Source organism: Saccharopolyspora sp. NPDC002686 (assembly GCF_040295745.1).
GTDB lineage: Bacteria > Actinomycetota > Actinomycetes > Mycobacteriales > Pseudonocardiaceae > Saccharopolyspora > Saccharopolyspora oryzae.
The window spans coordinates 18350-39259 of the sequence record NZ_JBEOVY010000019.1 but is presented as its reverse complement, the minus strand read 5'-3'; the positions used below and the strand labels follow the sequence as shown (position 1 = coordinate 39259).

Annotated in this window: 18 protein-coding genes; 11 read left to right on the top strand and 7 right to left on the bottom strand. The window is 69.6% G+C overall.

Annotation, left to right across the window (positions count from 1 at the left end; genetic code table 11):
• Positions 1 to 47: 47 nt before the first annotated feature.
• Positions 48 to 452, bottom strand: coding sequence for a hypothetical protein (locus ABTZ89_RS04570; RefSeq protein WP_351040104.1), 405 nt, complete (start codon positions 450 to 452; stop codon positions 48 to 50).
• A gap of 498 nt (positions 453 to 950) precedes the next feature.
• On the opposite strand from ABTZ89_RS04570, the gene ABTZ89_RS04565 reads away from it, so the two are divergent.
• The 5 genes from ABTZ89_RS04565 (at position 951) to ABTZ89_RS04545 (ending at position 7760) form a co-directional block, all read left to right on the top strand.
• Positions 951 to 2732 (top strand): hypothetical protein, encoded by a 1782-nt coding sequence (locus tag ABTZ89_RS04565; RefSeq protein ID WP_351040101.1) that lies wholly within the window; start codon positions 951 to 953, stop codon positions 2730 to 2732.
• Between the two features lie 197 nt (positions 2733 to 2929).
• Positions 2930 to 4153, top strand: a complete 1224-nt coding sequence (locus tag ABTZ89_RS04560) for an MFS transporter (protein ID WP_351040098.1) — start codon at positions 2930 to 2932, stop codon at positions 4151 to 4153.
• Positions 4154 to 4337: 184 nt separating this feature from the next.
• Complete coding sequence (locus ABTZ89_RS04555; RefSeq protein ID WP_270953492.1) at positions 4338 to 6329, top strand: PhoX family protein; 1992 nt, start codon at positions 4338 to 4340, stop codon at positions 6327 to 6329.
• A gap of 200 nt (positions 6330 to 6529) precedes the next feature.
• Complete coding sequence (locus ABTZ89_RS04550; RefSeq protein WP_351040094.1) at positions 6530 to 7219, top strand: hypothetical protein; 690 nt, start codon at positions 6530 to 6532, stop codon at positions 7217 to 7219.
• Positions 7220 to 7328: 109 nt separating this feature from the next.
• A complete protein-coding gene (locus ABTZ89_RS04545) occupies positions 7329 to 7760 on the top strand; it encodes a DoxX family protein (protein WP_270953489.1) in 432 nt (143 codons plus the stop codon).
• A gap of 48 nt (positions 7761 to 7808) precedes the next feature.
• Here the strand turns inward: ABTZ89_RS04545 and ABTZ89_RS04540 are convergent, their stop codons facing one another.
• Genes ABTZ89_RS04540 through ABTZ89_RS04530 form a run of 3 tightly spaced genes read right to left on the bottom strand, consistent with a single transcriptional unit; the run spans position 7809 to position 11282 of the window.
• Positions 7809 to 8291 (bottom strand): GNAT family N-acetyltransferase, encoded by a 483-nt coding sequence (locus tag ABTZ89_RS04540; RefSeq protein ID WP_351040091.1) that lies wholly within the window; start codon positions 8289 to 8291, stop codon positions 7809 to 7811.
• Positions 8292 to 8325: 34 nt separating this feature from the next.
• Complete coding sequence (locus ABTZ89_RS04535; RefSeq protein ID WP_351040088.1) at positions 8326 to 8913, bottom strand: TetR/AcrR family transcriptional regulator; 588 nt, start codon at positions 8911 to 8913, stop codon at positions 8326 to 8328.
• Positions 8910 to 11282: a PEP/pyruvate-binding domain-containing protein gene (locus ABTZ89_RS04530; protein WP_351040085.1), complete on the bottom strand. Its 2373-nt coding sequence runs from the start codon at positions 11280 to 11282 to the stop codon at positions 8910 to 8912. Before ABTZ89_RS04530 ends, ABTZ89_RS04535 begins: the two co-directional genes overlap by 4 nt.
• A gap of 163 nt (positions 11283 to 11445) precedes the next feature.
• On the opposite strand from ABTZ89_RS04530, the gene ABTZ89_RS04525 reads away from it, so the two are divergent.
• Complete coding sequence (locus ABTZ89_RS04525; protein ID WP_351040082.1) at positions 11446 to 12291, top strand: NmrA/HSCARG family protein; 846 nt, start codon at positions 11446 to 11448, stop codon at positions 12289 to 12291.
• Here the strand turns inward: ABTZ89_RS04525 and erm are convergent.
• The gene (gene erm / locus ABTZ89_RS04520) at positions 12273 to 13010 is read right to left on the bottom strand and encodes a 23S ribosomal RNA methyltransferase Erm (protein ID WP_351040079.1); all 738 of its coding nucleotides are present in this window, start codon (positions 13008 to 13010) and stop codon (positions 12273 to 12275) included. The genes ABTZ89_RS04525 and erm overlap by 19 nt on opposite strands.
• 287 nt (positions 13011 to 13297) lie before the next feature.
• On the opposite strand from erm, the gene ABTZ89_RS04515 reads away from it, so the two are divergent.
• Together ABTZ89_RS04515 and ABTZ89_RS04510 are read left to right on the top strand one after the other, a co-directional pair.
• On the top strand, positions 13298 to 14125 hold the full coding sequence (locus tag ABTZ89_RS04515) for a M55 family metallopeptidase (RefSeq protein WP_270954583.1): 828 nt from the start codon (positions 13298 to 13300) through the stop codon (positions 14123 to 14125).
• A 162-nt stretch (positions 14126 to 14287) separates the two neighbouring features.
• Entirely contained in the window at positions 14288 to 16351 is a 2064-nt protein-coding gene (locus tag ABTZ89_RS04510) for a PhoX family protein (protein WP_502949509.1), read from the top strand.
• A gap of 118 nt (positions 16352 to 16469) precedes the next feature.
• Here the strand turns inward: ABTZ89_RS04510 and ABTZ89_RS04505 are convergent, their stop codons facing one another.
• Positions 16470 to 17846 (bottom strand): MFS transporter, encoded by a 1377-nt coding sequence (locus ABTZ89_RS04505; RefSeq protein ID WP_351040075.1) that lies wholly within the window; start codon positions 17844 to 17846, stop codon positions 16470 to 16472.
• A gap of 234 nt (positions 17847 to 18080) precedes the next feature.
• On the opposite strand from ABTZ89_RS04505, the gene ABTZ89_RS04500 reads away from it, so the two are divergent.
• Positions 18081 to 18350 (top strand): hypothetical protein, encoded by a 270-nt coding sequence (locus ABTZ89_RS04500; protein ID WP_351040073.1) that lies wholly within the window; start codon positions 18081 to 18083, stop codon positions 18348 to 18350.
• On the top strand, positions 18347 to 18562 hold the full coding sequence (locus tag ABTZ89_RS04495) for a hypothetical protein (protein WP_351040070.1): 216 nt from the start codon (positions 18347 to 18349) through the stop codon (positions 18560 to 18562). Before ABTZ89_RS04500 ends, ABTZ89_RS04495 begins: the two co-directional genes overlap by 4 nt.
• Before the next feature lie 178 nt (positions 18563 to 18740).
• Here the strand turns inward: ABTZ89_RS04495 and ABTZ89_RS04490 are convergent, their stop codons facing one another.
• Complete coding sequence (locus ABTZ89_RS04490; protein ID WP_351040067.1) at positions 18741 to 20072, bottom strand: MFS transporter; 1332 nt, start codon at positions 20070 to 20072, stop codon at positions 18741 to 18743.
• Between the two features lie 101 nt (positions 20073 to 20173).
• Between ABTZ89_RS04490 and ABTZ89_RS04485 the strand changes: the two genes are divergently transcribed.
• Complete coding sequence (locus ABTZ89_RS04485; RefSeq protein WP_270953685.1) at positions 20174 to 20857, top strand: SDR family oxidoreductase; 684 nt, start codon at positions 20174 to 20176, stop codon at positions 20855 to 20857.
• Positions 20858 to 20910: the final 53 nt, after the last annotated feature.

Genomic DNA, 20910 nt, shown 5'->3' with positions numbered 1-20910 from the left:
ATTGAAATTGCGGATCCACCGACGACGGCGGGTGGTTCTGGTGGGGCTCAGGCGGCGGCGAGGGGCGCGACGAGGCGGGCTCGGCGGGTGGCCGAGCAGACGACTTGGTGCGCCGGTACCGCGAGACCCATGCGCGGCGGATTGATCCAGCGCGGGTCGTTCAGCGGCGGGAGCGCGAGGCGGGTGCCGGCCGGGACTGCGGCGAGTTCGGGCAGGTCGGACGGCGGTTCGGGGTGCGGGGAGAGCTGGGTGAACAGCACCCAGTCCGCGCCGTCGGCGAGCACTGGACCGGCCTGCAGGTGCACGGCCAGCACGTGGTGCACGTGAGCGGCGAAGTCGGCGGGCGCGCGCAGTGCGCTGATGCGGTCGCCGACGAGGAGCGTGGATCGGTTGGTGCGCGGGTCGTGATCGACCCGCCATCCGGCTGCGTGGTACTCGGAATGGCTGGACATGTCGGTGTATTCGCGGGCCTTCGGGGATCGGGGGACGGGAAACGCGGAGCGGGGCTCAGCGAGGTGGGTGCGGCGGCTCCGTTGCCGCCTCGTCGGACGGGTGCCACCCACCTCGCTGAAAGGAGGCCGGACGGCAGACAGCTTGGGGCACTTGCCGTCGCCCGGTCGCCGATTCCTCCTCCCTGTTGCGGCTTCGCTGAGGCAGTCCGCCTCGTCGCTCCGGCCGGGTGGGCCGAACCGGGGCGGCGGAGTCTCCTCCGGGCTGCCGAGCAGGTACTTCGCGTTTGGTGCGCCGTTCTCCAGCGCAGCGAAAGCATGGACCAACGGCCCTGGCGCCCGAAGCGGGACAAGTACCGATGGGCATACCGACGCCCCACCGAATTCACCCGTTAGAGGGTCCCGACACGGGTGCAGAACCTTGCTTGCGCTACCCGGAAATGCTCCGCGGACTCCCTACTCTCGACGTGATCCGCACACCTGAGCGAAGAGGAGCACGCCATGCGCACCGTTTTCATCCACGGCGAGACCGACCGGTTCGAAGCCGCCCGCGCCGAGCTGATCGCGTTGTTCGACCACGACCACCCCGAGCTCGACGCCTGCCGGCTGGTCGACGATCTGCTGACCGACAAGTTCGCCAGGGACGGCTTGCTGGCCTGGTGGTCCGAGGAGGAACTAACCAGGTTCCTGGTGTCCGTGGTGCCGCGCCGGGCGGTGCTGGCGGACTGGTCGATCGTGCCGGACTTCCTGCACCAGTGGATCGACTTCCTCGCCTCGAACCACCTTCTGACCAGCCCGAATCCGGTCCCCGACCTGCATCGGGCGGTGGCGCGCGCCACGCCGGACTACCTGGCGGCGATGGCCGAACCGACCGAGTGGAGCTCGGAGAAGTTCTGGGCGATCGCGATGCGGGAGCTCGGCGTGAACGCTGGAGATCCTCGGGCCGCGGAGGAGTTCTCCGCTGCGGTGGAGGCCGACGAGGTCGACGTGGACCACGACGTGCTCGAGGAGATCGAGCGCCGCGAATCCTCGGAGCCGGGCGATCAACCCGCGCTGTGGCTGCCGCCCACCGAGCTCACGGCACCCGAACCGCACCGGGCGATCGCAGCGGAATCGCCGATCATGCAACGGATCCGCATCCTCCTGGACTGGGTCGGCGACTCCCGCGATCCGTCCGATGTGGACGATCTGGTGACGGCGCTGGGAGGCAGCGCGGAAGAGGCCGACCTGCTGCTGGAGTGGGCCGAGCGCACCGGCCTGCTGCGCCCCGTCGGCGACCTCCTGGTGCGCACCCAGATCGCCGATCCCCTGCTGTCCCAACCCGAACTGCTGTGGACCCGGCTGTGGCAGCGGTTCGTGCTGGTGGACGACGTCTTCCGGGATCGGCTGGAAGCGCTGGCCGACGGCGCCGATGCGCTGCCGGAGATCGTGCAGGCGACGTTGAGCGTGCTCTACGCGCGCACTGGCGCCGTGCCGCTCGAGCTGATCGTGACGATGACCTGCGAGCTGCTCGACGAGGACGAACCGGCAGCGCGCGAGGCAGTGCGCGACGTCGTGCGCCAGATGATCGCCCAGTGGCAGTCGATGCAGGCCGTCCGCACGCACGCCACCACCGATCCGGCGGAGATCGAGGTGCTGGACGCCGAAGTTCCCGACGCCGACCGCACGGTGGTCGAGCTGCTCCCGGCCGGCAAGTGGGCAGCGCGGGAATCGTTGCGCGCCTTCGGATTCCACGTGCCCTCGGTGGACGACCTGGTGTCCGCCCCGGCGGAACTGCTCGTCCTGGCCGCCGCCGACACCCCTCCCGACATCCAGCAGGTCCTGATCGAGCGGTGGATCGAGCACCGCGGCGCCCGGCAGGCGAGCGGCGAGCTGACAGCCTTGCTGCGCCTGGTCGACGACCCGACGGTCCGGCTGTCCGCGCTGGCAGTCCTTGAGCACACCGGCGCGGAGGGCGCGGCAGCGGCACGCGAGCTGGTCGACGATCAGGCGGCGGGCCCTGCGGTGCGAATGTGGTTGCAGTCCAAGCAAAGCGCGGACGATGTGCTCCGCCCGGGCGATGAGCTGTCATGGGCGCTGGACGGCATGGCGGCGGCGCTGGACGAGGACTCCGACCTGTTCCTCACCGAGTTCGGCCGGCGCCCGGCGTCCGACCAGCTGTCCCTGATCACGGAAATCGCGAGCAGTCCGCACGCCAGCGCGACCGAAGTTCTCGAGGTCATCGCCGATCAACACCCGGAGGAGGCGATCGCCACCGCAGCCCGCGCCAGCCTCAGCGCCTAGGCCCCCGCGAACGGACCGTTCGCCTCGCACGAGAAGGAGAACGGTCCGTTCGCACCACCCGCACTCGGCGAACGGTGGCATCGTTTCAACTGGTCGGAGCCTTTCCCGGTGAGCTTGCTCATGTTCGTTTGTGCTGCTAAATGCTGATTGTTAGCATTGCAAACGAAATCATTTCCTGCTGGGAGAGGTGTCGGCCGATGAGCGCCGGGCATGACGTTCGGTTCCTCGACGTGTTCAAGGGGCAGCCGAAAGCGGTGTGGATCACCGCCTTCGCCGCCGTGATCGCCTTCATGGGCATCGGACTGGTCGACCCGATCCTGCTTTCGATCGCCGAGGCGCTGCGCGCCGGTCCCGAGCAGGTCACCCTGCTGTTCTCGTCCTACCTGGGCGTGCAGGTCGTGGCGATGCTGATCACCGGTGCCTTCAGCGCCCGCTTCGGCGCGAAGCGGACCGTGGTCACCGGGCTGGCGCTGATCGTGGTCGCGACGCTGGCGTGCGCGGCGGCCAACTCGATCGGCCAGCTCGTCGCCCTCCGCGCGGTGTGGGGTCTGGGCAACGCGTTCTTCATCGCCACAGCGCTGTCGGTGATCGTCGGCGCCGCCAGCGGCGGCCAGGCCGCCGCGATCATGCTCTACGAGGCGGCTCTCGGCATCGGCCTCTCCACCGGACCGCTGCTGGGCGCGCTGCTGGGCAACATCTCCTGGCGCGGACCGTTCGCCGGAACCGCGGCGCTGATGGCGATCGCGCTGATCCTCTCCGCCGGTTTCCTGCCGAAGGACGGTGCCCGCTCCGAGCGCCCCAAGGTCCGGCTGCTCGACCCGATCCGCGCGCTCGGCCACGGCGGCCTGCTGCGGACCGCGCTGGGCTCGGCCTTCTACACCGCCGCGTTCTTCATCGTGCTCGCCTGGGCGCCGTTCGTCCTGGAGTTCGGCGCGATCGCGGTCGGCCTGGTCTTCTTCGGCTGGGGCCTGTGCGTCGCGATGGCCGGCGTGTTCCTGGCGCCGCGGCTCGCGGCCCGCTTCGGCGAGGTCGGCGGCACCATCATCGCGGTGTTGATCTTCGCGGTCCTGCTCGGCGTCATGTCCCTCGGTTCCAAGCCGGTCGTGGTCGTCGCAGTGATCCTCAGCGGCCTGGCCTCCGGCCTGCTCAACACCCTGTTCACCGGCACCGCGATGAGCATCAGCGACGCGCCGCGGCCGGTCGCCAGCGCGGGCTACAACTTCCTCCGCTGGCTCGGCGGCGCGGTCGCGGCCACCCTGGTCGGGCACGTCGCCACCTGGTTCGGCTCGAACCACGCCCCGTTCGCCGTCGGCGCGGTGCTGTGCGTGATCGCAGCCGGTCTGCTCTCCCTCGAGCTGCGGACCAAGGGCAACGAGCACGCGGTTCCCGCTGAGGCCGCGCTGGTCGGCGAAGAGTTCTGAACTGCTTGACGCGAACGGACCGTTTGCCTCATCTACCGAGGTGAACGGTCCGTTCGCTTTCTCCGCTCATTGATCCCGCCAGGGCAAGCGATTTGCGGGAATTCACCTGTTTTTCCCATATCTCTTGCTATTCGTTCACCTTGTCATACGCTCCAAGCCATTCTCGATCAGCTTGGAGGTATCGGTGGCACCACAGCCGGACGAACGTCGACTCCTGCCGCTGCTTTCCGCCGGCCGGGCCAAGCTCACCTGCCGGTACCGCTGCGGCGACCAGTGCTCCGAACACCCGCCGAACCCCACGGACAACCCGTACTTCGGGGATCTGCTGGCCACCGCGCTGAACCGGCGCGGCCTCCTGCGCGCGGGCGCAGTCGTCGCGGCTTCCGCCGCAGTGCTGCCGGGACTCAGCACCCGATCGGCCACCGCCGCCCCCGGCAACCCGCCGGGCCTGGACTTCACCCCGGTGCAGCCGAACAGCCAAGACGCGGTCGTCGTCCCGGACGGCTACCAGCACGACATCGTGATCCGCTGGGGCGATCCGATCCTGCCCGGCGCACCGGAATTCGACTTCGACAACCAGACTCCCGAAGCGCAAGAAGCGCAGTTCGGCTACAACAACGACTTCTGCGCGCTGCTGCCGCTCAAGGGCACGCAGCGGCTGATGGTGAACAACCACGAGTACACCACCGAGGAATTCCTGTTCCGGGGCTACGACCCGGAAAACCCCACCGAACAGCAGGTCCGGACCGCCTGGGCCGCGCACGGGTTGTCCGTGGTCGTGCTCGAAACCGGCGAGGGCGCGCCGAAACCCGTGCTGGACCCGCTCAACCGGCGGATCACCCTCAACACCGAGTTCGAGCTGCGCGGCCCGGCCGCCGGCAGCGACCTGCTGAAGACACCGGTGGATCCGACCGGAACGCGCTCGTTCGGCACCATGAACAACTGCTCGGGCGGCGTGACCCCGTGGGGCACGATCCTCTCCGGCGAGGAGAACATCCACTTCTACTTCGCCAACGCCGACCAGGTCACCGACCCGGCCACCCAGGAGCGCCTGGCCCGCTACGGCATCAAGGGCGGCGCCAGCGAGCGGAAGTGGGAGCGCTTCGACTCCCGCTGGGACCTCGCGCAGCAGGTCAACGAGCCGAACCGGTTCGGCTGGATCATCGAGCTCGATCCGTACGACCCGGAGTCGACGCCGGTCAAGCACACCGCGCTCGGCCGCTTCAAGCACGAGGGCGCCAACATCCGCCTCGCCGACGACGGTCGCGCCGTCGCGTACATGGGCGACGACGAGAAGTTCGAGTACCTCTACCGCTTCGTCTCCGACGAGAAGGTGAAGCCCGGCAACAGCGCCCACGCCCGCCGCCACAACAAGGGGCTGCTGGACTCGGGAACCCTGTACGTCGCGAAGCTCACCGGCAACAGCCCCGACGAGATCGACGGTTCCGGCGAGCTCCCGGCCGACGGCCAGTTCGACGGCACCGGCGAGTGGATCCCGTTGGCGCACAACGACACCAGCTTCGTCGACGGGATGAGCGCCGAAGAGGTCTACGTCTTCACCCGGCTCGCCGCGGACAAGGCGGGCGCGACGAAGATGGACCGTCCCGAGGACGTCGAACCGCACCCGAAGACCGGTCGCGTCTACGCCGCGCTGACCAACAACTCCGACCGCGGCCCGGACGGCAAGGCCCCCGCCGACGAGCCCAACCCGCGCACGGCCAACAAGCACGGCCAGGTCCTGGAGCTCGACGACGACCCGGCGGGCACCCACTTCGCGTGGCGCCTGCTGCTGGTCTGCGGTGACCCGAACGACCCGGGAACCTACTTCGGCGGCTTCGACAAGTCCCAGGTCAGCCCGATCTCCTGCCCGGACAACGTGACCTTCGACAGCCACGGCCACCTCTGGATCAGCAGCGACTCCTCGGAAGCGCTCGGCGCCAACGACGGCCTCTACGCGGTTCCGCTGGAGGGCCCGCACCGCGGGCACGTGATGCAGTTCCTGTCCGTCCCGCGCGGAGCCGAGGCATGCGGACCGGTCGTCGAGGACGGCCTGGTCCTGGTCTCGGCCCAGCACCCCGGAGAGCTCGACGGGGCGAACGCGGACAACCCCGCCTCGCACTGGCCCGACGGCGGGGACTCCCAGCCCCGGCCCTCGGTCGTAGCCGTCTGGCGCTGACCCGCCGCTCGCGAAGGCACCTCCCGCCGACCTCGGCGGGAGGTGCCTTCCGCGTCTCGCCCGCTGATGAGCAGCACGGCCGAACTATCCTCGATACCCGCGGCCGAGGACTGCGATGTGCACCCGCGCGTCGCAACGCTCAGTGCGCTGACCTGCGGGTGGTCGGCCCGGCAGAGAGGCGAACGATGTCCCCTGACTGGTTGACCGCAGGCTTGACCTTCCCGCACGGGGACCTGGTGGAGCACTTGACCACCGCGACCGAACTCGTCCCGGAAGCACTGCGCAGCGACAGCGGGCAGACCGCTGAACTGGCCGGCTGCATCGCCGACGGCTACCACCACTTCTGGATGAACGCCCTGCACTTCATCGGGCACTGGGCGGACGAAGTGGGCCGCGACGGCGAGCTCCCGACCGAGTTCTGGGTCCGGGTGGCGCAAGCGGCGCAGGCCATGCAGTTCCCGGAGTTCGTCCCGTACTGCCTCGGCAAGGCCCAGCGCTTCCCGCACCAGGACGTGGGCGACCTGATGGCGGCGTTCAGCACCCTGCCGTCGATCGTCGAGATCCCCCGGGAACTGCACCACGACTGCTACGAGGTCGCCGAACACCTCCGGGCAGATGACCCGGCAACGGTCGACATGCTCGAGTCGGTCGACCTGGACGCGCTGGCCGCCCATCTCCGCAACGGGGCGTACGACCGGCTCGGCGAGCCGCTGAGCGAACTGTTCTCGGACGCCTTCGACGACCTGTTCCAGCTGGTCACGAGCCCGTCCTTCCCGGCGGAGCACGCGAAGCACGCCTGGGCGGTGATCGGCCCGAACCCGTTCCGGGTGGTCCTCAGCGGCGGGATGTTCCCCACCACCGAGGCCCAGCCCTGGTGGCGAGCCCGCTGACCCGGTCAGGGGGCGCCGGAAAAAGTTCTGGGGTCCGTGTCGATCCGGGGGCGGCTCGTTCGACGCATGGGTGAAAGCACCCCGAGAGATCCCCTGAGAGGACATCGTCATGAGCGTCCAGACCGCCACCAAGCCCACCACCACCGTCGCCGCCTCCGCTGACCGCGCCCGGCCCGTTGTGCTCGGGTTGTTCCGGGTCGTGGTGGGGTTCTTGTTCCTCTGCCACGGCCTGCAGGGATTCGGCTTCTTCGGCGGCGTCGACGGCGCCGGCATGGCCATGCCGTTCGGGGAGTGGCCGGGATGGTGGGCCAGCCTGATCGAGGTCGTCGGCGCGCTGTGCGTGATCGCCGGATTCGGCACCCGCATCGCGGCGTTCCTGCTCTCCGGGGTGATGGCCTACGCCTACTTCGGCTACCACGCCCCGCTGGGCCTGCTCCCGCTGCACAACCAGGGCGAACTGGCAGCCCTGTACTCCTGGATCTTCCTGCTGATCGCCGCGTTCGGCCCCGGGGCCTTCGCCCTCGACAAGCTCCGCCGCTGACCTCGTGAGTGGCGATGGTCGCTCTGACCACCATCGCCGCTCACGACGTCAGCCCAGCTCCTTCCGCATCACTTGCTCCCTGGTCTCGCCGTCGGGCAGCAGTTCCCCGACTTCGTCCACGGCGACGAACCCGTTGCGGCGGTACAGGGCGATGGCGGATTCGTTGCCCGGGATGACCGCGAGCTTCAACGCCACAGCGCCAGCTCGCACCGCCCAAGCCTGAACGGCTCCCACCAGGTAGTCCCCGACACCGCGTCCGCGGGCTTTCGGGCCGACCCAGACGGACCGGAGTTCCACGACACCGCCACGACCGGCGATTCCGCTGGCCATGCCGACCGCTGCACCGCCGAGCAGGACGACGATGTTGTAGGTGTCCGGATCTTCCAAGCGCGAACGCCACCGCTGCTCGCCGTCCTCCTCCCAGTCCTCCAGCCGGGATTTGAAGGCGTGCGGAGCCTCGGCGAGGGCGGCGAGCCGGACGTCCCGCCACAAGTCCCAGTCGGCCGGCGTGAGAACGCGCAAGCTCAGCATTTCGCCGAGCTTGCCACCAGCTCGTCGAGAACAGCTAGTTCCGGAGCAGCGGGAGCAGGACGGTGTCGACGATCTCAACGATCACCTCGTCCCGGATCGGAGTGCCGTTGAACAGGAACTGCTGGCGGAGCATCGCTTGCCCCACCTCGAGCCGGCGAGGTGGGATCGCCGTCGCGTCCAGCTCGCCGCGCTCGGCGGCCCGGCGGACGATCTCCTCCATCGTCAGCCGACCGCGCGACCGGGAGAGCTCCCGCAACTGCCCCGCCGGATCGTGGTCGGCCAGGACGTCGCTGAGCAGGCCTCGCATCGCCTCGCCCGCCGGTCCCGACAGCACCTCGGCGCTGCGGCGCAGCACCGCGAGCAGGTCGCCGCGCAGGGTTCCGGTGTCCACCGAATCCGCCGGTTCCGGGGAGATGCTGTAGACCGCCGCCAGCACCAGTTCCCGGCGGCTCGGCCACCTGCGGTAGATCGACGCCTTGCCGGTCTTGGCGCGTTCCGCGACCCGCTCCACGGTCAGGCCCGCGTAGCCGACGTCCGCCAGTTCTGCCAGCGTCGCCGCGAAGATCGCCGCGGTGAGCTCGTCGCCTCGTCGGCGGGGGAGTTTGCGGTGGTCGGTGGTCATGATTCCTCGGAGTTCGCCGGGACGACTCGTCCGGTGTCGCCGTCGACGGTGATGGTCAGGCCGTCGGTGATCGTGCTCGTGCCGTCGGCCGTGCCCATCACCGCCGGGATGCCGTACTCGCGGGCCACGATCGCGGCGTGCGAGCCGGATCCGCCGGAGTCCACGACCACGGCCGCGGCGCGCTGGAACAGCGGTGTCCACGACGGGTTCGTGTACCGGCACACGAGCACGTCCCCGCTGTTCAGCCGGGGGAACTCGGCCGGTTCGCGGATGATCCGGGCCGGACCGGTGGCCCGGCCGCCGCTGGCCGGGGTTCCGGACACCAGCGCGTCACCGCGGTCTTCGCGCGGGAAGACCAGGTTCGGGTCGATGAGCCGGACGCCCGCGAGTTCCTCGCGGCGGGCCGACCGCGCCGCGACGAGTCCGCGCAGCCGATCGCCACCGGCCGGGTCCGCGAGCGCTTCCAGCTCCTCCAACCGCAGGTGGAAGACCTGCTCGGGATCGTCGAGCATCCCGGCGTCGACCAGTCGGCGGCCGATCTCCAGCAGCGACCGGCGCAGGATCGGCTGCGGCATCGTGAAGTAGAAGTGGCTGTCCTCCCGGAAGGCCACGCCGACGCGGGCTCGCTGCACCAACCTGCGGATGCGGGGACTGCGCAGCTGCGCCAGCGCCCGGTCCTCGTGCCCGTCCGGACTCGGTTCTCCATCGGCCAGCACCTTGATCAGGCCGAGCACCGTTTCCGGGGATTCGCCCCAGCTCGGCGGCGTCACCAGCACCGGGGTTTCGGTCTCGCGGTGGCCGTACTCGGCCAGGAACGCCGTGAACTCCGCGTGGAACTCCGGAAAACCGGCCACCTTCGCCGGGTCGAGGTCGTCGACGGCCGCCTTCAGCGGCGGGTCGGCCCGGACCTGATCGGCCAGGGCCGCCAGCGCGCGGTTGGCGTCGGCCGTGCGGGTCGGAGCACCTGCGATCAGGTCGCCCAGCAGCCGCTCCCGTCCGGTCAGCTTGAGCGCGATCAGCAGTCGCACCAGCGCCAACCCGGTCGCCGGGAGGTAGTCGATGCGCAGGTCGGCGACCGGCGACACCAGGCCCAGCGCTCGTCTCGGCACGCGGATCAGCTGCGACCACGGCAGCTTCGCCAGGTCGAGCGCGGCGAGCTCGCGGACGTCGGCCCGGAAGCGGATGAACCGCGGGTCCTCCGTCCAGCGCGCCGGGTCGTAGCGCCGAGCGCGGTCGAACAGCTTGAACGGTGCCTTCAAGGCTCCGAGCGACAGGCGCGGGGAGGGCGGCACCAACCGGTCCACCACGCCGTCCACCTCCGGCAGGAAGCCGTCGTACGCGCCGCGGATCCCGTACGCACCGGTGACCGCGGCCATCATCCCCACCGGACCGTGCGGTACCCATGTCGACATGTCGATCGGGTAAGGCCGGTACGGGAGGTACTCGAGCAGCACCGAGCCGATCTTGCGCTGGCGCCGGTTCAGCTGCAGCGGCGGTGGCGGCAGCGCCGTCATCGGCCTGGCCTGCAGCAACAACACCCGGCCCGCGGCGTACGCCCACTCGATGTCCTGCGGGCGCCCGAAGTGCTCGGCGACCTGGGTGCCGAGCCTCGCCAGCTCCGCGAGGACCCGATCGGGAAGCCGCTCGACGGTGGCGCCGGTCTGCTCGGCGACTCCGCCGCCCGCCACGCTCTTGATCACCACTTCGCGGCGGCCCGGCGACCACTCGTGGACCCGCCCGTCCGGGTCCAGGACGTAGTGGTCGGGGGTGACCAGGCCGGAGACCACCGCTTCGCCGAGACCGCTGCTGGCGTCGACCACGAGCTGCCGCCGATCACCGGTGACCGGGTTCGCGGTGAACACGACCCCGGCGAACTCGGCGTCGACCATCCGCTGCACCACCACGGCGATGTGCACCTCGTCCGGCGCGATGCCGCGCTTCTCGCGGTAGGCGATCGCGCGGTCCGTCCACAGCGAGCCCCAGCACCGCCGCACCGCGTCGAGCAGCGCCGCCTCGCCGACGACGTTGAGGTAGGTGTCCTGCTGCCCGGCGAACGCGGCCCCTGGCAGGTCCTCCGCAGTGGCGCTCGAGCGCACCGCGACCGGGCCGGAGCCCACCTCGGCGTAGGCGTCGGCGATCTCTTCGAGCAGCTCGTCCGGAACCGTCGCCGCTTCGAACTCGGCCCGCAGCGCCGCCCCGTCGCCGGACGCAACCGACCTGGCGACCTCGGCGTATGCGTCGGTGGTGATCACGAAGCCGTCGGGGACGGAGAACCCGGCGTTGACCAGCTCGCCGAGGTTCGCCCCCTTGCCACCGGCCGAGGCCAGGTCCTCGCGGCCGAACCCGCGCAGCGGAACGACGAAATCCACGACACCCTCCGATCCGACGGCCAGCGCTCGCCGGTTAGAAGACGACTAGTTCTCTAAACCGTAGCACGTTAGAAAACGCAACGTTCTCTATCTGTGCCCGGACTTGATCTCCAGCGCACTCGAAGTGGGAGCGTCACGCTCAGCCCGAGACCGAGGAGTTCACATGAACCGGACCGCACTCGTCACCGGCGCCACCGGCAACCAGGGTGGCGCCACCGCCCGCCACCTGCTGTCCCGCGGGTGGACCGTACGCGCGCTGGTGCGCGACCCCGCCAAGCCCGCAGCGCAGGAACTCCAGGACTCGGGCGCGATCCTGGCCCGGGGCGACCTGGACGACGTCGAATCGCTCCGCGCGGCGATGACCGGCGCGGACGGGGTGTTCAGCGTCCAGGCCCTGGCCTGGGACGAAGCGGGCCTCGCCGCCGAGGTCCGCCGCGGCTCGGCGGTCGCCGACATCGCCCTGGAGACCGGCGCGCACCTGGTCTACAGCTCCGTCGGCGGCGCGGACCGGAACTCCGGCATCGCCCACTTCGAGAGCAAAGCCGCTGTCGAGGCGCACATCCAGCGCATCGGCGTGCCCGCGACCGTGCTGCGGCCGGCGTTCTTCATGAGCAACCTGCCCTACGTCACCAGCATCACCGAGTCGGGCGAGCGGGTCTTGTCGCTTCCGCTGGACCCGGCGACATCGCTGCAGATGATCGCCCCGGACGACATCGGCTTCTTCGCCGCGACCGCGCTGGACTCGCCGCAGGAGTTCATCGGCGCGCAGCTCGAGATCGCCGGCGACGAGCAGACCCCGCCGCAGGTCGCCGAGATCTTCCAACGCGTCACCGGCGTCCCGACCCGCTTCGAGCCCGCCCCGCTCGAAGGCCGGGACCGGATGTACGAGTGGTTCGACGAGAGCGGCTACCAAGCCGACATCCCGGCCCTGCGCCGCCTGCACCCGGCGCTGCAGACCCTCGAGGAGTACCTGCAGCGCCAGGCCGGCGGTCACGAGGTTCCGGCGTAGAGCCGAGCCCATGCCTCAACGGGGAGGTCTTTGGGGAGCGCGGGCAGGTTCGGCACCCTGCGGCCGGTGACGTTGCGGACGATCTCGGCCAGGCCCCGACCTCGGCCGGTGAACACCGCTTCGACGAACCGCTGGTAGCGCTGCTTCTCGCGCCACGGCACCAGGGGATCGGCTCTGCGCTGCAGCTTCAGGATTCCCCCGTCGACCGCTGGCACCGGGCGGAACGAACGCGCGGGAACCCGGCCGCAGAGCCCGAATTCGTACCAGGGTGCCCACTGGGCGTTCAGCTGGCTGCCGCCCGCTGCGCGTTTTCGGGCGACATCCCATTGCACCAGCAGCACCGCTTCCGACCAGGACCTCTCGTCCAGCAGGCGGCGGGTCATCGACGTCGTGATGCCGAACGGCAGGTTGCCGATCACCGAGTGCGGTGCAGCGGGAAAGCGGAAGTCGAGCATGTCGCAGCGGACCACGCTGACCTGCGGATAGGCGACTCGGAGCGCATCCGCCCAACGCGGGTCGAGCTCGACCGCGGTGACCCGTCGTCCACTGTGGACCAGGTGGCGGGTGATGGCGCCTCGTCCGGCACCGAGCTCCACGATCGGCACCGGGGCTGGTTCGAGGAGGCCGACCAGGCGTCGGGCGACACCCCGGTCGACCAGGAAGTTCTGGCCGAGTTCGCGGCGCGCTCGATCGCGCGCCGACCTGCGGCGGGTAGGCATGTTCGGGTTCTCCTGCGTTTCGCGGACCGGTCGGAACCGGACTCCCGCGAGCGCAGGCCGGTGCTTCAGGGCACGGCGAACCGCGCGTCGGGAACGAGAGTCCGGACGCGGACGGCGCAGGATTCAGCCGCTGCGCCGCCTAGGCGGAACGCAGCCGGATGAAGAACGCGGCAGAAGAAGCCATGCGGCGAAAGTAGCAAGGCACGCACTTCGGACGACACCGATTTTTCGCACCACAGCTGTGGAATCATCGGTCCGACCTGGTTCTCCGGCCCGGGAGCGTGCGCATGCGGATCTACCTCAGCGTCGACATGGAAGGGATCACCGGACTCGTCGACGCTCAAGACGTGCAACCCGCCGGGCGGGACTACGAGCACGGCAGGCTGATGATGGCCGAGGACGTCAACGCCGCCATCCGAGGTGCGCTCGCCGCCGGGGCCACCGACGTCCTGGTCAACGACGCGCACGGCCCGATGCGCAACCTCCGCTCCGACATGCTGCACCCCGCGGCCCGGTTGATCCGCGGGAAGCCCAAGGCCATGGGCATGCTCGAAGGCCTCGACGACAGCTTCGACGCAGCGCTGTGCATCGGTTTCCACTCGCGGGCCGGCACTTCGGGTGTGCTCAGCCACAGCTTCATGGGCCACGAGATCGAGGACATCTGGCTCGACGAGCACCCGGTCGGCGAGATCGGCCTGACGCACGCCACCGCCGCCGCGCTCGGTGCTCCCGTGGTGCTGCTGTCCGGCGACGACACCGCCTGCGCGGAGATGGCCAAGTGGGACCCGGACGTGCGGACCGTGCCGGTGAAGTACGCGCGAGGCCGCTTCGCCGCCGAACTCCGCCCGCTCGCGGAAGCCCGCGAAGCCATCGAAACCGCCGCCACGGCCTGCCTGACCAGCGAACTCCCGACCCCGTCCGCGCCGGGCACGACGACGCTGGCAGTGCGCTGGCAATCCGCCTCGGTCGCCGACGCTTTGCGGGAACTCCCCGGCGTCACCGGCCGCGATGACCGCACCGTCGAGATCAGCGGCCCGGTGGTCGACGTCTACCGGCAGTTCCGGGTGTGGATGAACGTCGCCGGCGCGCTCAGCAATCAGCCACCGTACTGCTGATCCGTAGTCAGCCAGCTACCCAACGTTCCTCCTTTTCAGCGACTGGCGCCGGTTTTGATAGCTCTGCGTCGCATGTTTGGTCGCTGTTCATCTTCGCGTACCGGAACCATCGCCTGATCTGCCTAATGTCCGGTTGTTCCTGATGAGCAATTGGAGGTCCGCTTGTCTCCCCGACCGGACAACGGGCGGGTCATCCCGCTGCCGCTGCTTCCCCACCACTCCGCGAACCGTTCCTCGGTGACCTGCAAGTACCGGTGCGGCAACGCCTGCGCGCACGAGGCGCCCAACACCTCGGACAACGCCTACTTCGGCGACATCGCCGAGAGCGTGCTCAGCCGCCGCAAGGCGCTGAAGGCCAGCGGCGTCGTCGCCCTCGCCGTCGGCGGTGCAGCCGCGCTGACCAGCACCGCAGCCGCCGTCCCGGCGCCGCTGCGCGGGCAGGGCCGGTCGAGCATCCCGGGCACCGACTTCGCCCCCGTCGCCCCGAACACGGAAGACGCCGTGGTCACCGCGGAGGGCTACGAGCAGGGTGTCGTGATCCGCTGGGGCGACCCGGTCGTGCCCGGCGCGCCCGAGTTCGACTTCAACAACCAAACCGCGGCCGCGCAGGAGCAGCAGTTCGGCTACAACAACGACTTCGCCGAGCTGATCCCGCTGGACGGCACCGGCAACCGCAACCTGCTGGTGGTCAACCACGAGTACACCACCGAAACGCACATGTTCGCCGGGTACGACGAGAACAACCCGACCGAGGAGCAGGTGCGCATCGCGTGGGCCGCGCACGGGCTGTCGGTCGTCTACGTCGAGCGGGAGAACAACGGCGGGCTCAAGCCCGTGCCGAGCCAGTACAACCGCCGCATCACCCTGAACACGCCGTTCGAGGTGCGCGGACCGGCCGCCGGCAGCGACTTCCTCAAGACCTCGGCCGACCCGACCGGCACCAAGGTGCTGGGCACGCAGAACAACTGCGCGGGCAGCAAGACGCCGTGGGGCACGATCCTGTCCGGCGAGGAGAACTTCAACCAGTACTTCGCCAACGCCGACTCGATCACCGACCCGACCGCCAAGCAGCGCCTCGCCCGCTACGGCCTCAAGGGCACCACCAGCACCCGCAAGTGGGAGAAGTTCGACAAGCGCTGGGACGTCGCGCAGGAACCGAACGAGGCCAACCGCTTCGGCTGGATCGTCGAGATCGACCCGCACGACCCGAACTCCACGCCGGTCAAGCACACCGCGCTCGGCCGCTTCAAGCACGAAGGCGCGGCGGTCAAGGTCGCCGACGACGGCCGGGTGGTCGCCTACTCCGGTGACGACGAGCGCTTCGACTACATCTACAAGTTCGTGTCCAACGGCAAGATGAAGTCGGGCAGCAGCGCCTACGCCCGCCGGCAGAACATGACGCTGCTCGACGACGGCACGCTCTACGTCGCGAAGTTCACCGGCAACAGCCCGGCGAGCGAGATCGACGGCACCGGCAAGCTGCCCGCCGACGGCGCCTTCGACGGCACCGGCGAGTGGATCCCGCTGGCCAGCGGCGACAAGTCGTTCGTGCCCGGCTTCACCGCCGAAGAGGTCTACGTCTTCACCCGCCTCGCCGCCGACGCGGTGGGCGCGACCAAGATGGACCGGCCCGAGGACATCGAGCCGAACCCGGTCAACGGCCGCATCTACTGCGCGCTGACCAACAACTCCAACCGCGGTTCGACCGGCAACGCCGCGCCCGACGAGGCCAACCCGCGGGTCGGCAACAAGCACGGCCACGTCATCGAGATCGACGACGACGCCACCGGCACGACGCTGCGCTGGAACCTGCTGCTGGTCTGCGGTGACCCGAACGACCCGGGCACCTACTTCGGCGGCTTCGACAAGTCGCAGGTCAGCCCGATCTCGTGCCCGGACAACGTGGCGTTCGACCGGCACGGCAACCTGTGGATCTCCACCGACGGCAACGCGCTGAAGAGCAACGACGGCCTGTTCGCGGTCCCGGTGGACGGCCCCGAGCGCGGCCACGTCAAGCAGTTCCTGACCGTGCCGCACGGCGCGGAGACCTGCGGCCCGGTGGTCCGGGACACCCTGGTGACGGTGAGCGTGCAGCACCCGGGCGAGCTCGACGGGGCGAGCGCGGACCAGCCCGCCTCCCACTGGCCGGACGGCGGCAACTCGCAGCCGCGCCCGTCGGTCGTGGCGGTGTGGCGCAAGGACGGCGGTGAGATCGGCCGACGCTGATCCCACCTTGCGAGCGCGGGGGTCTCCGGCGATTGACCGGGGGCCCTCGTTGCGTTTCGGGGGTGGAGGCTCGTGAGTGCTTTGGGGCGCTGGAGCACCCCAAAGCACTCACGACTGTTCAATCGTTCCTGGGAACCTCGATGCGCCACGCGATCAGCGCGGCCGCGGCGAGGCCTGCCAGGGCAATGGCGCAGCTGACGGCGTAGGGGTCGACGCCGGACAACGCGGGCGCGAAGCCGATCCCGATGTAGAGCGTGACACCCGACGATCCGCCGAGCTGGTCAGCGGCGCGCTGGACGCCCGACGCGGCCCCGGCGTCGTCATCGGTGACACCGCTGACTGCCGCGTGCTGGAGGCCGACCAGCCCGAAACCCATGCCAGCAGCGATCAGCACCATCGCCGGCATCATCTCCAACGCACCCGCTTCGACCTGCGCACCGGCTGCGATGGCGAGCATCCCGGCCGCTGTCGCTGCGATGCCGATGACAGCGCAGGTGCGCGAACCCCACCGCCCGACGACGCGGGGCACGAACGTCGCGGCCGCGACCAGTGCCACCGCCAGGGGGAGGAGCGCTGTTCCCGCGGCGAACGGGGTGAGCCCGGCCCGCTGCTGGAGCTGGAAGGTGAACAGCAGGAACGACGTGGACAACGCGGCGCTGAGCAGCGCAGTCGCGGCGTTGGCCAGCACTCGCGCGCGGTTCCGGAAGAACGCCATCGGGATCAGCGGATTGGCCGCTTTGCGCTCCACGACGACGAACGAGGCACCTGCGAGCACCGCGCCGATCAGGGCGAGCGGGGCCAGCCAGCTCTCGCCCGTCTCGACGACCCCCAGCACGAAGAGCAGGGGAGCGGCCGTGAGCAGGGCTGCTCCGGGCAGGTCGAGCGGCTTGCGCTCCCCCGGCGGGTCCGCCGGGACGAGGACCAGCGCGGCGCAGACCACGTACGCGGTGAACGGGACGGCGACCAGGAAGATCCACCGCCAGCCGAAGAATTCGGTGATGACGCCAGAAAGCACGAACCCCAGCACCAGACCGGAGCTCGCGACGACCGCCCACACGCTCAACGCGCGTGTTCGGCGCGGCCCTTCGGGGAACGTCAGCACGATCATCGCCATGGCCGCCGGGAGCGCGAGCGCTTCGCCCGCACCTTGCAGCAGCCGCGCGACCACCAGCAGCGGGAACGTCTGCGTCGCCCCGGCCAGGAGCGAGGCCGCCCCGAACACCGAGGTGCCGACCAGCAGCACCCGACGTCGGCCGAGCACATCGCCCAAGCGACCGCCGAGCATGAGCAAACCGCCGCCGGTGACGGCGTAGCCGACGACCACCCAGGTCAACACGCGCGCATCGACGCCGAACTCGGCGCCGATCGAGGGCAGCGCGATGTTGACCACCGTGACGTCGACCGCGATCAGGAACTGCAGCACGGCGAGGGAACCGAGGACCAGCCATGGCCGCGCGCCGGTGCTCCGGCGCTGGACGGGAATGTCCGCGTGCAAAGGAAACTCCGTTGCTCGATGCGAATCCGAGCAGCCCGAAAGAGCCGCTTCGGTCTGGACGCGAAGCGACGGAACGTTCAGGTGGACCGCGCCGCCGCTAGAAGCGGCGCGAGCGGGTCACAGCAGCAGCGGCTGCGGCAGAAGCACTGGACATGCCGCGGAGGCTAGCAAGAACCGCCGGGACAGGTCATCGGATTTTTCGGACACCACCGATCCGAAGCGGACCCCGCCTGGGTGGTTCCGGACGGGCTGGTGGCGCAGTGCGCCGAACGAGTGCCCGCGCTGCTCGGGGACGTGATCGAGGTCGTTTCGGTGCGATCGACGCCGGAGTTCCAGCGATCCGCCGTGCGGCGGTTGATCTTCGTGCGGTTCCGCGGAGTCCCGCTGTTCTGGCGACTGGACCTGGCTGTCTGGGCCGAGTCCCGGGCATTCGACGAAACCGCCGACGCCGACACCCGGAAGCCCGCAGCTCGAACTGGTCACTACCGGAAAGCGCTGCGATGAACGCGATCGGCGCGTGCAAAGAAGTGATGCGCGGTCATGACCCAGTGGCAGACGGCTTGCTATCACGCGGTTTTCAACGCATCAACGCACCAGACCCCGGCGGTGACTGGCCCGACCGGATCATCGCTCTCGCCCGCGCGGTGTCCACCCAAACCCCCGAACTAACCGACCTCACCAACGAAATCATCAACCTGGCAACCGACCTCCACTGACCACCCAATCCCTCCGCCCGATCCCACCGTCCGAAGGACGACCTCCGGGTCCCGCCTACTGCCGGGTAACTACAGTTTCAATTGAAACTGCGGTCCCTCGTGCCTGGGATTTGCAGTTTCAATTGAAACTGCGGTTACCGGTGCTCAAGTGAGCGGGGTCCCGGCACGGGTTCTGGGGTCAGTTCTGGGGTGAGGAGTCGGTTCGGGGTGCGGCTTTGAGGGCGATCACGGTGATTGCTGCTGCGACCATCACGATGCCGACGATCCACAGGCCTGCTCGTTGGGAGCCGGTCGCATCTTTGAGGGCTCCAGTGATGTAGGGCGCGGCGAAACCGCTGATGTTGCCCAGGGAGTTGATCAGCGCGATGCCTCCCGCCGCTGCTGCTCCGGCCAGGAAGTTGCTGGGGAGTGCCCAGAACGTGGGCAGTGCCGAGCAGACACCGACCGCGCAGACCGTCACCGCGACCATCGCCAGGAACGGATTTCCCATGTACAGCGCGATCGGGATGCTCAGGCCACCGAGCAGCAGCGGCAGGGCGACGTGCCACACCCGTTCCCGCTTCCGGTCACCGTGCGCGCCCCAGATCACCATCGCCACCGCACCGATCGCGTAGGGGATGGCCGTGATCAGACCGGTTTCCATAGTGGACAGTTCGGTGCCGTACTGCTGCTCGAAGCCCTTGATGATGGTGGGCAGGAAGAACCCGAGCGCGTACAGGCCGTAGGCGATGCCGAAGTACACGAACGCCAGCGCCAGGATCCGCGGGTGGGTCAGCGCCTTTCGCAGCGGCCAGCTGTGCTCGGCCTCGGTCTGCTCGCGCTCGGCGTCCAGCTGAGCGCTCAGCCAGGTGCGCTCCTCGGCGGTGAGCCACTTCGCTTCCGACGGGCGGTCGGTCAGGTAGAACCAGGTGACGAACGCCAGCAGGATCGCAGGCACACCCTCGACCAGGAACATGAACCGCCAACCGGACAGGCCGAAGACCCCGTGTCCGCTGGTGATCAGCACGCTCGACACGGTGGCACCGATCGCGCTGGACACCGGAACCGCGGCCATGAACAGCGCGACCGCCCTGGCCCGCTGGGCGGCCGGGAACCAGTACGTCAGGTACAGGATGATGCCCGGGAAGAACCCGGCCTCGGCCACGCCGAGCAGGAAGCGCAGCACCACCAGGGTCGTGGCGTTCGGCACGAACGCCATCACCGTGGCCACCGCGCCCCAGGTGATCATGATGCGGGCGAGCCACTTCCGCGCCCCGAACCGGTGCAGCGCGAGGTTGCTCGGCACCTCCAGCACCAGGTAGCCGAGGAAGAAGATGCCCGAGGCGAAACCGAAGATCGTTGCGGTCATGCCGAGTTCGTCGTTCATCCCGTTCGGGCCGGCGAAGCCGATGTTGACCCGGTCCAGGTAGTTGACGAAGTACAGCAAGCACAGGAACGGCATCAGCCGCACGGCGACCTTGCGAAGGATCCGGTTCTGCACCGCAGCCGAGGCTGCATCAACTCCGCTCATCCGAGTGACCTAAACCGCACCCCCACGTCAGGTCAAGGGGCAAACCACTGGATGAGATGGCCGGTGACTGCTGCACAACCCGCCGACGCTACCGTTGAGGCATGCCCGAACGCCCAATTGCCCTGGTCACCGGTGCCTCACGCGGTATCGGTGCCGCCGTCGCCCGCTCGCTTTCCGACACGCACGATCTGCTGTTGGGCGGGCGCGACGCTGACGCGCTGCAAGCACTCGTCGACGAGCTCCCCGGGGCCAAGCCCTGGCCGGTCGAGCTCACCGACCACGAAGCCGTTGCCAACGCGGTCGCCGACATCGATCGGCTCGACGTCGTCGTGCACTGCGCCGGTCTGGTCGAGCTGGCCGCGGTCGCGGACGCTCCCAGCGACTCCTGGCGTCGCACGTTCGAGCTGAACCTGTTCGCCGTCACCGAGCTGACCCGTCTCCTGCTGCCCAAGCTGCGCGAGAGCAAGGGCCACGTCGTGCTGGTCAACTCCGGCGCGGGGCTGTCCGCGAAGCCGAACTGGGGCTCCTACGCCGCCAGCAAGTTCGCGCTGCGCGCCTTCGCCGACGTGCTCCGCGCCGAGGAAGCGGTGCACGGCTTGCGGGTCACCTCGGTGTTCCCCGGTCGCACCGCCACCGACATGCAGCGCGGTGTTCGCGAGCAGGAGGGCGCCGAGTACCAGCCTGGCGACTACCTGCGTCCCGAGTCGGTCGCCGGACCGATCGTCTCCGCGGTGCACGCCACCGCGGACGCCCACCTCACCGAGATCGTCATCCGCCCTTCCTGATCAGGTCGGACGGCGTCCCGGCCGGGTTGTCGACGCTGCGACGTCCGACCCGG

What these genes read in the sequence shown, in the direction of transcription:
- erm (WP_351040079.1), bottom strand. Translation starts at nt 13,010, where the DNA reads ATGCCTACCCGCCGCAGGTCGGCGCGCGATCGAGCGCGCCGCGAACTC.
- ABTZ89_RS04560 (WP_351040098.1), top strand. Translation starts at nt 2,930, where the DNA reads ATGAGCGCCGGGCATGACGTTCGGTTCCTCGACGTGTTCAAGGGGCAG.
- ABTZ89_RS04490 (WP_351040067.1), bottom strand. Translation starts at nt 20,072, where the DNA reads ATGAGCGGAGTTGATGCAGCCTCGGCTGCGGTGCAGAACCGGATCCTT.
- ABTZ89_RS04570 (WP_351040104.1), bottom strand. Translation starts at nt 452, where the DNA reads ATGTCCAGCCATTCCGAGTACCACGCAGCCGGATGGCGGGTCGATCAC.
- ABTZ89_RS04540 (WP_351040091.1), bottom strand. Translation starts at nt 8,291, where the DNA reads ATGCTGAGCTTGCGCGTTCTCACGCCGGCCGACTGGGACTTGTGGCGG.
- ABTZ89_RS04525 (WP_351040082.1), top strand. Translation starts at nt 11,446, where the DNA reads ATGAACCGGACCGCACTCGTCACCGGCGCCACCGGCAACCAGGGTGGC.
- ABTZ89_RS04565 (WP_351040101.1), top strand. Translation starts at nt 951, where the DNA reads ATGCGCACCGTTTTCATCCACGGCGAGACCGACCGGTTCGAAGCCGCC.
- ABTZ89_RS04485 (WP_270953685.1), top strand. Translation starts at nt 20,174, where the DNA reads ATGCCCGAACGCCCAATTGCCCTGGTCACCGGTGCCTCACGCGGTATC.
- ABTZ89_RS04515 (WP_270954583.1), top strand. Translation starts at nt 13,298, where the DNA reads ATGCGGATCTACCTCAGCGTCGACATGGAAGGGATCACCGGACTCGTC.
- ABTZ89_RS04535 (WP_351040088.1), bottom strand. Translation starts at nt 8,913, where the DNA reads ATGACCACCGACCACCGCAAACTCCCCCGCCGACGAGGCGACGAGCTC.
- ABTZ89_RS04545 (WP_270953489.1), top strand. Translation starts at nt 7,329, where the DNA reads ATGAGCGTCCAGACCGCCACCAAGCCCACCACCACCGTCGCCGCCTCC.
- ABTZ89_RS04495 (WP_351040070.1), top strand. Translation starts at nt 18,347, where the DNA reads ATGAACGCGATCGGCGCGTGCAAAGAAGTGATGCGCGGTCATGACCCA.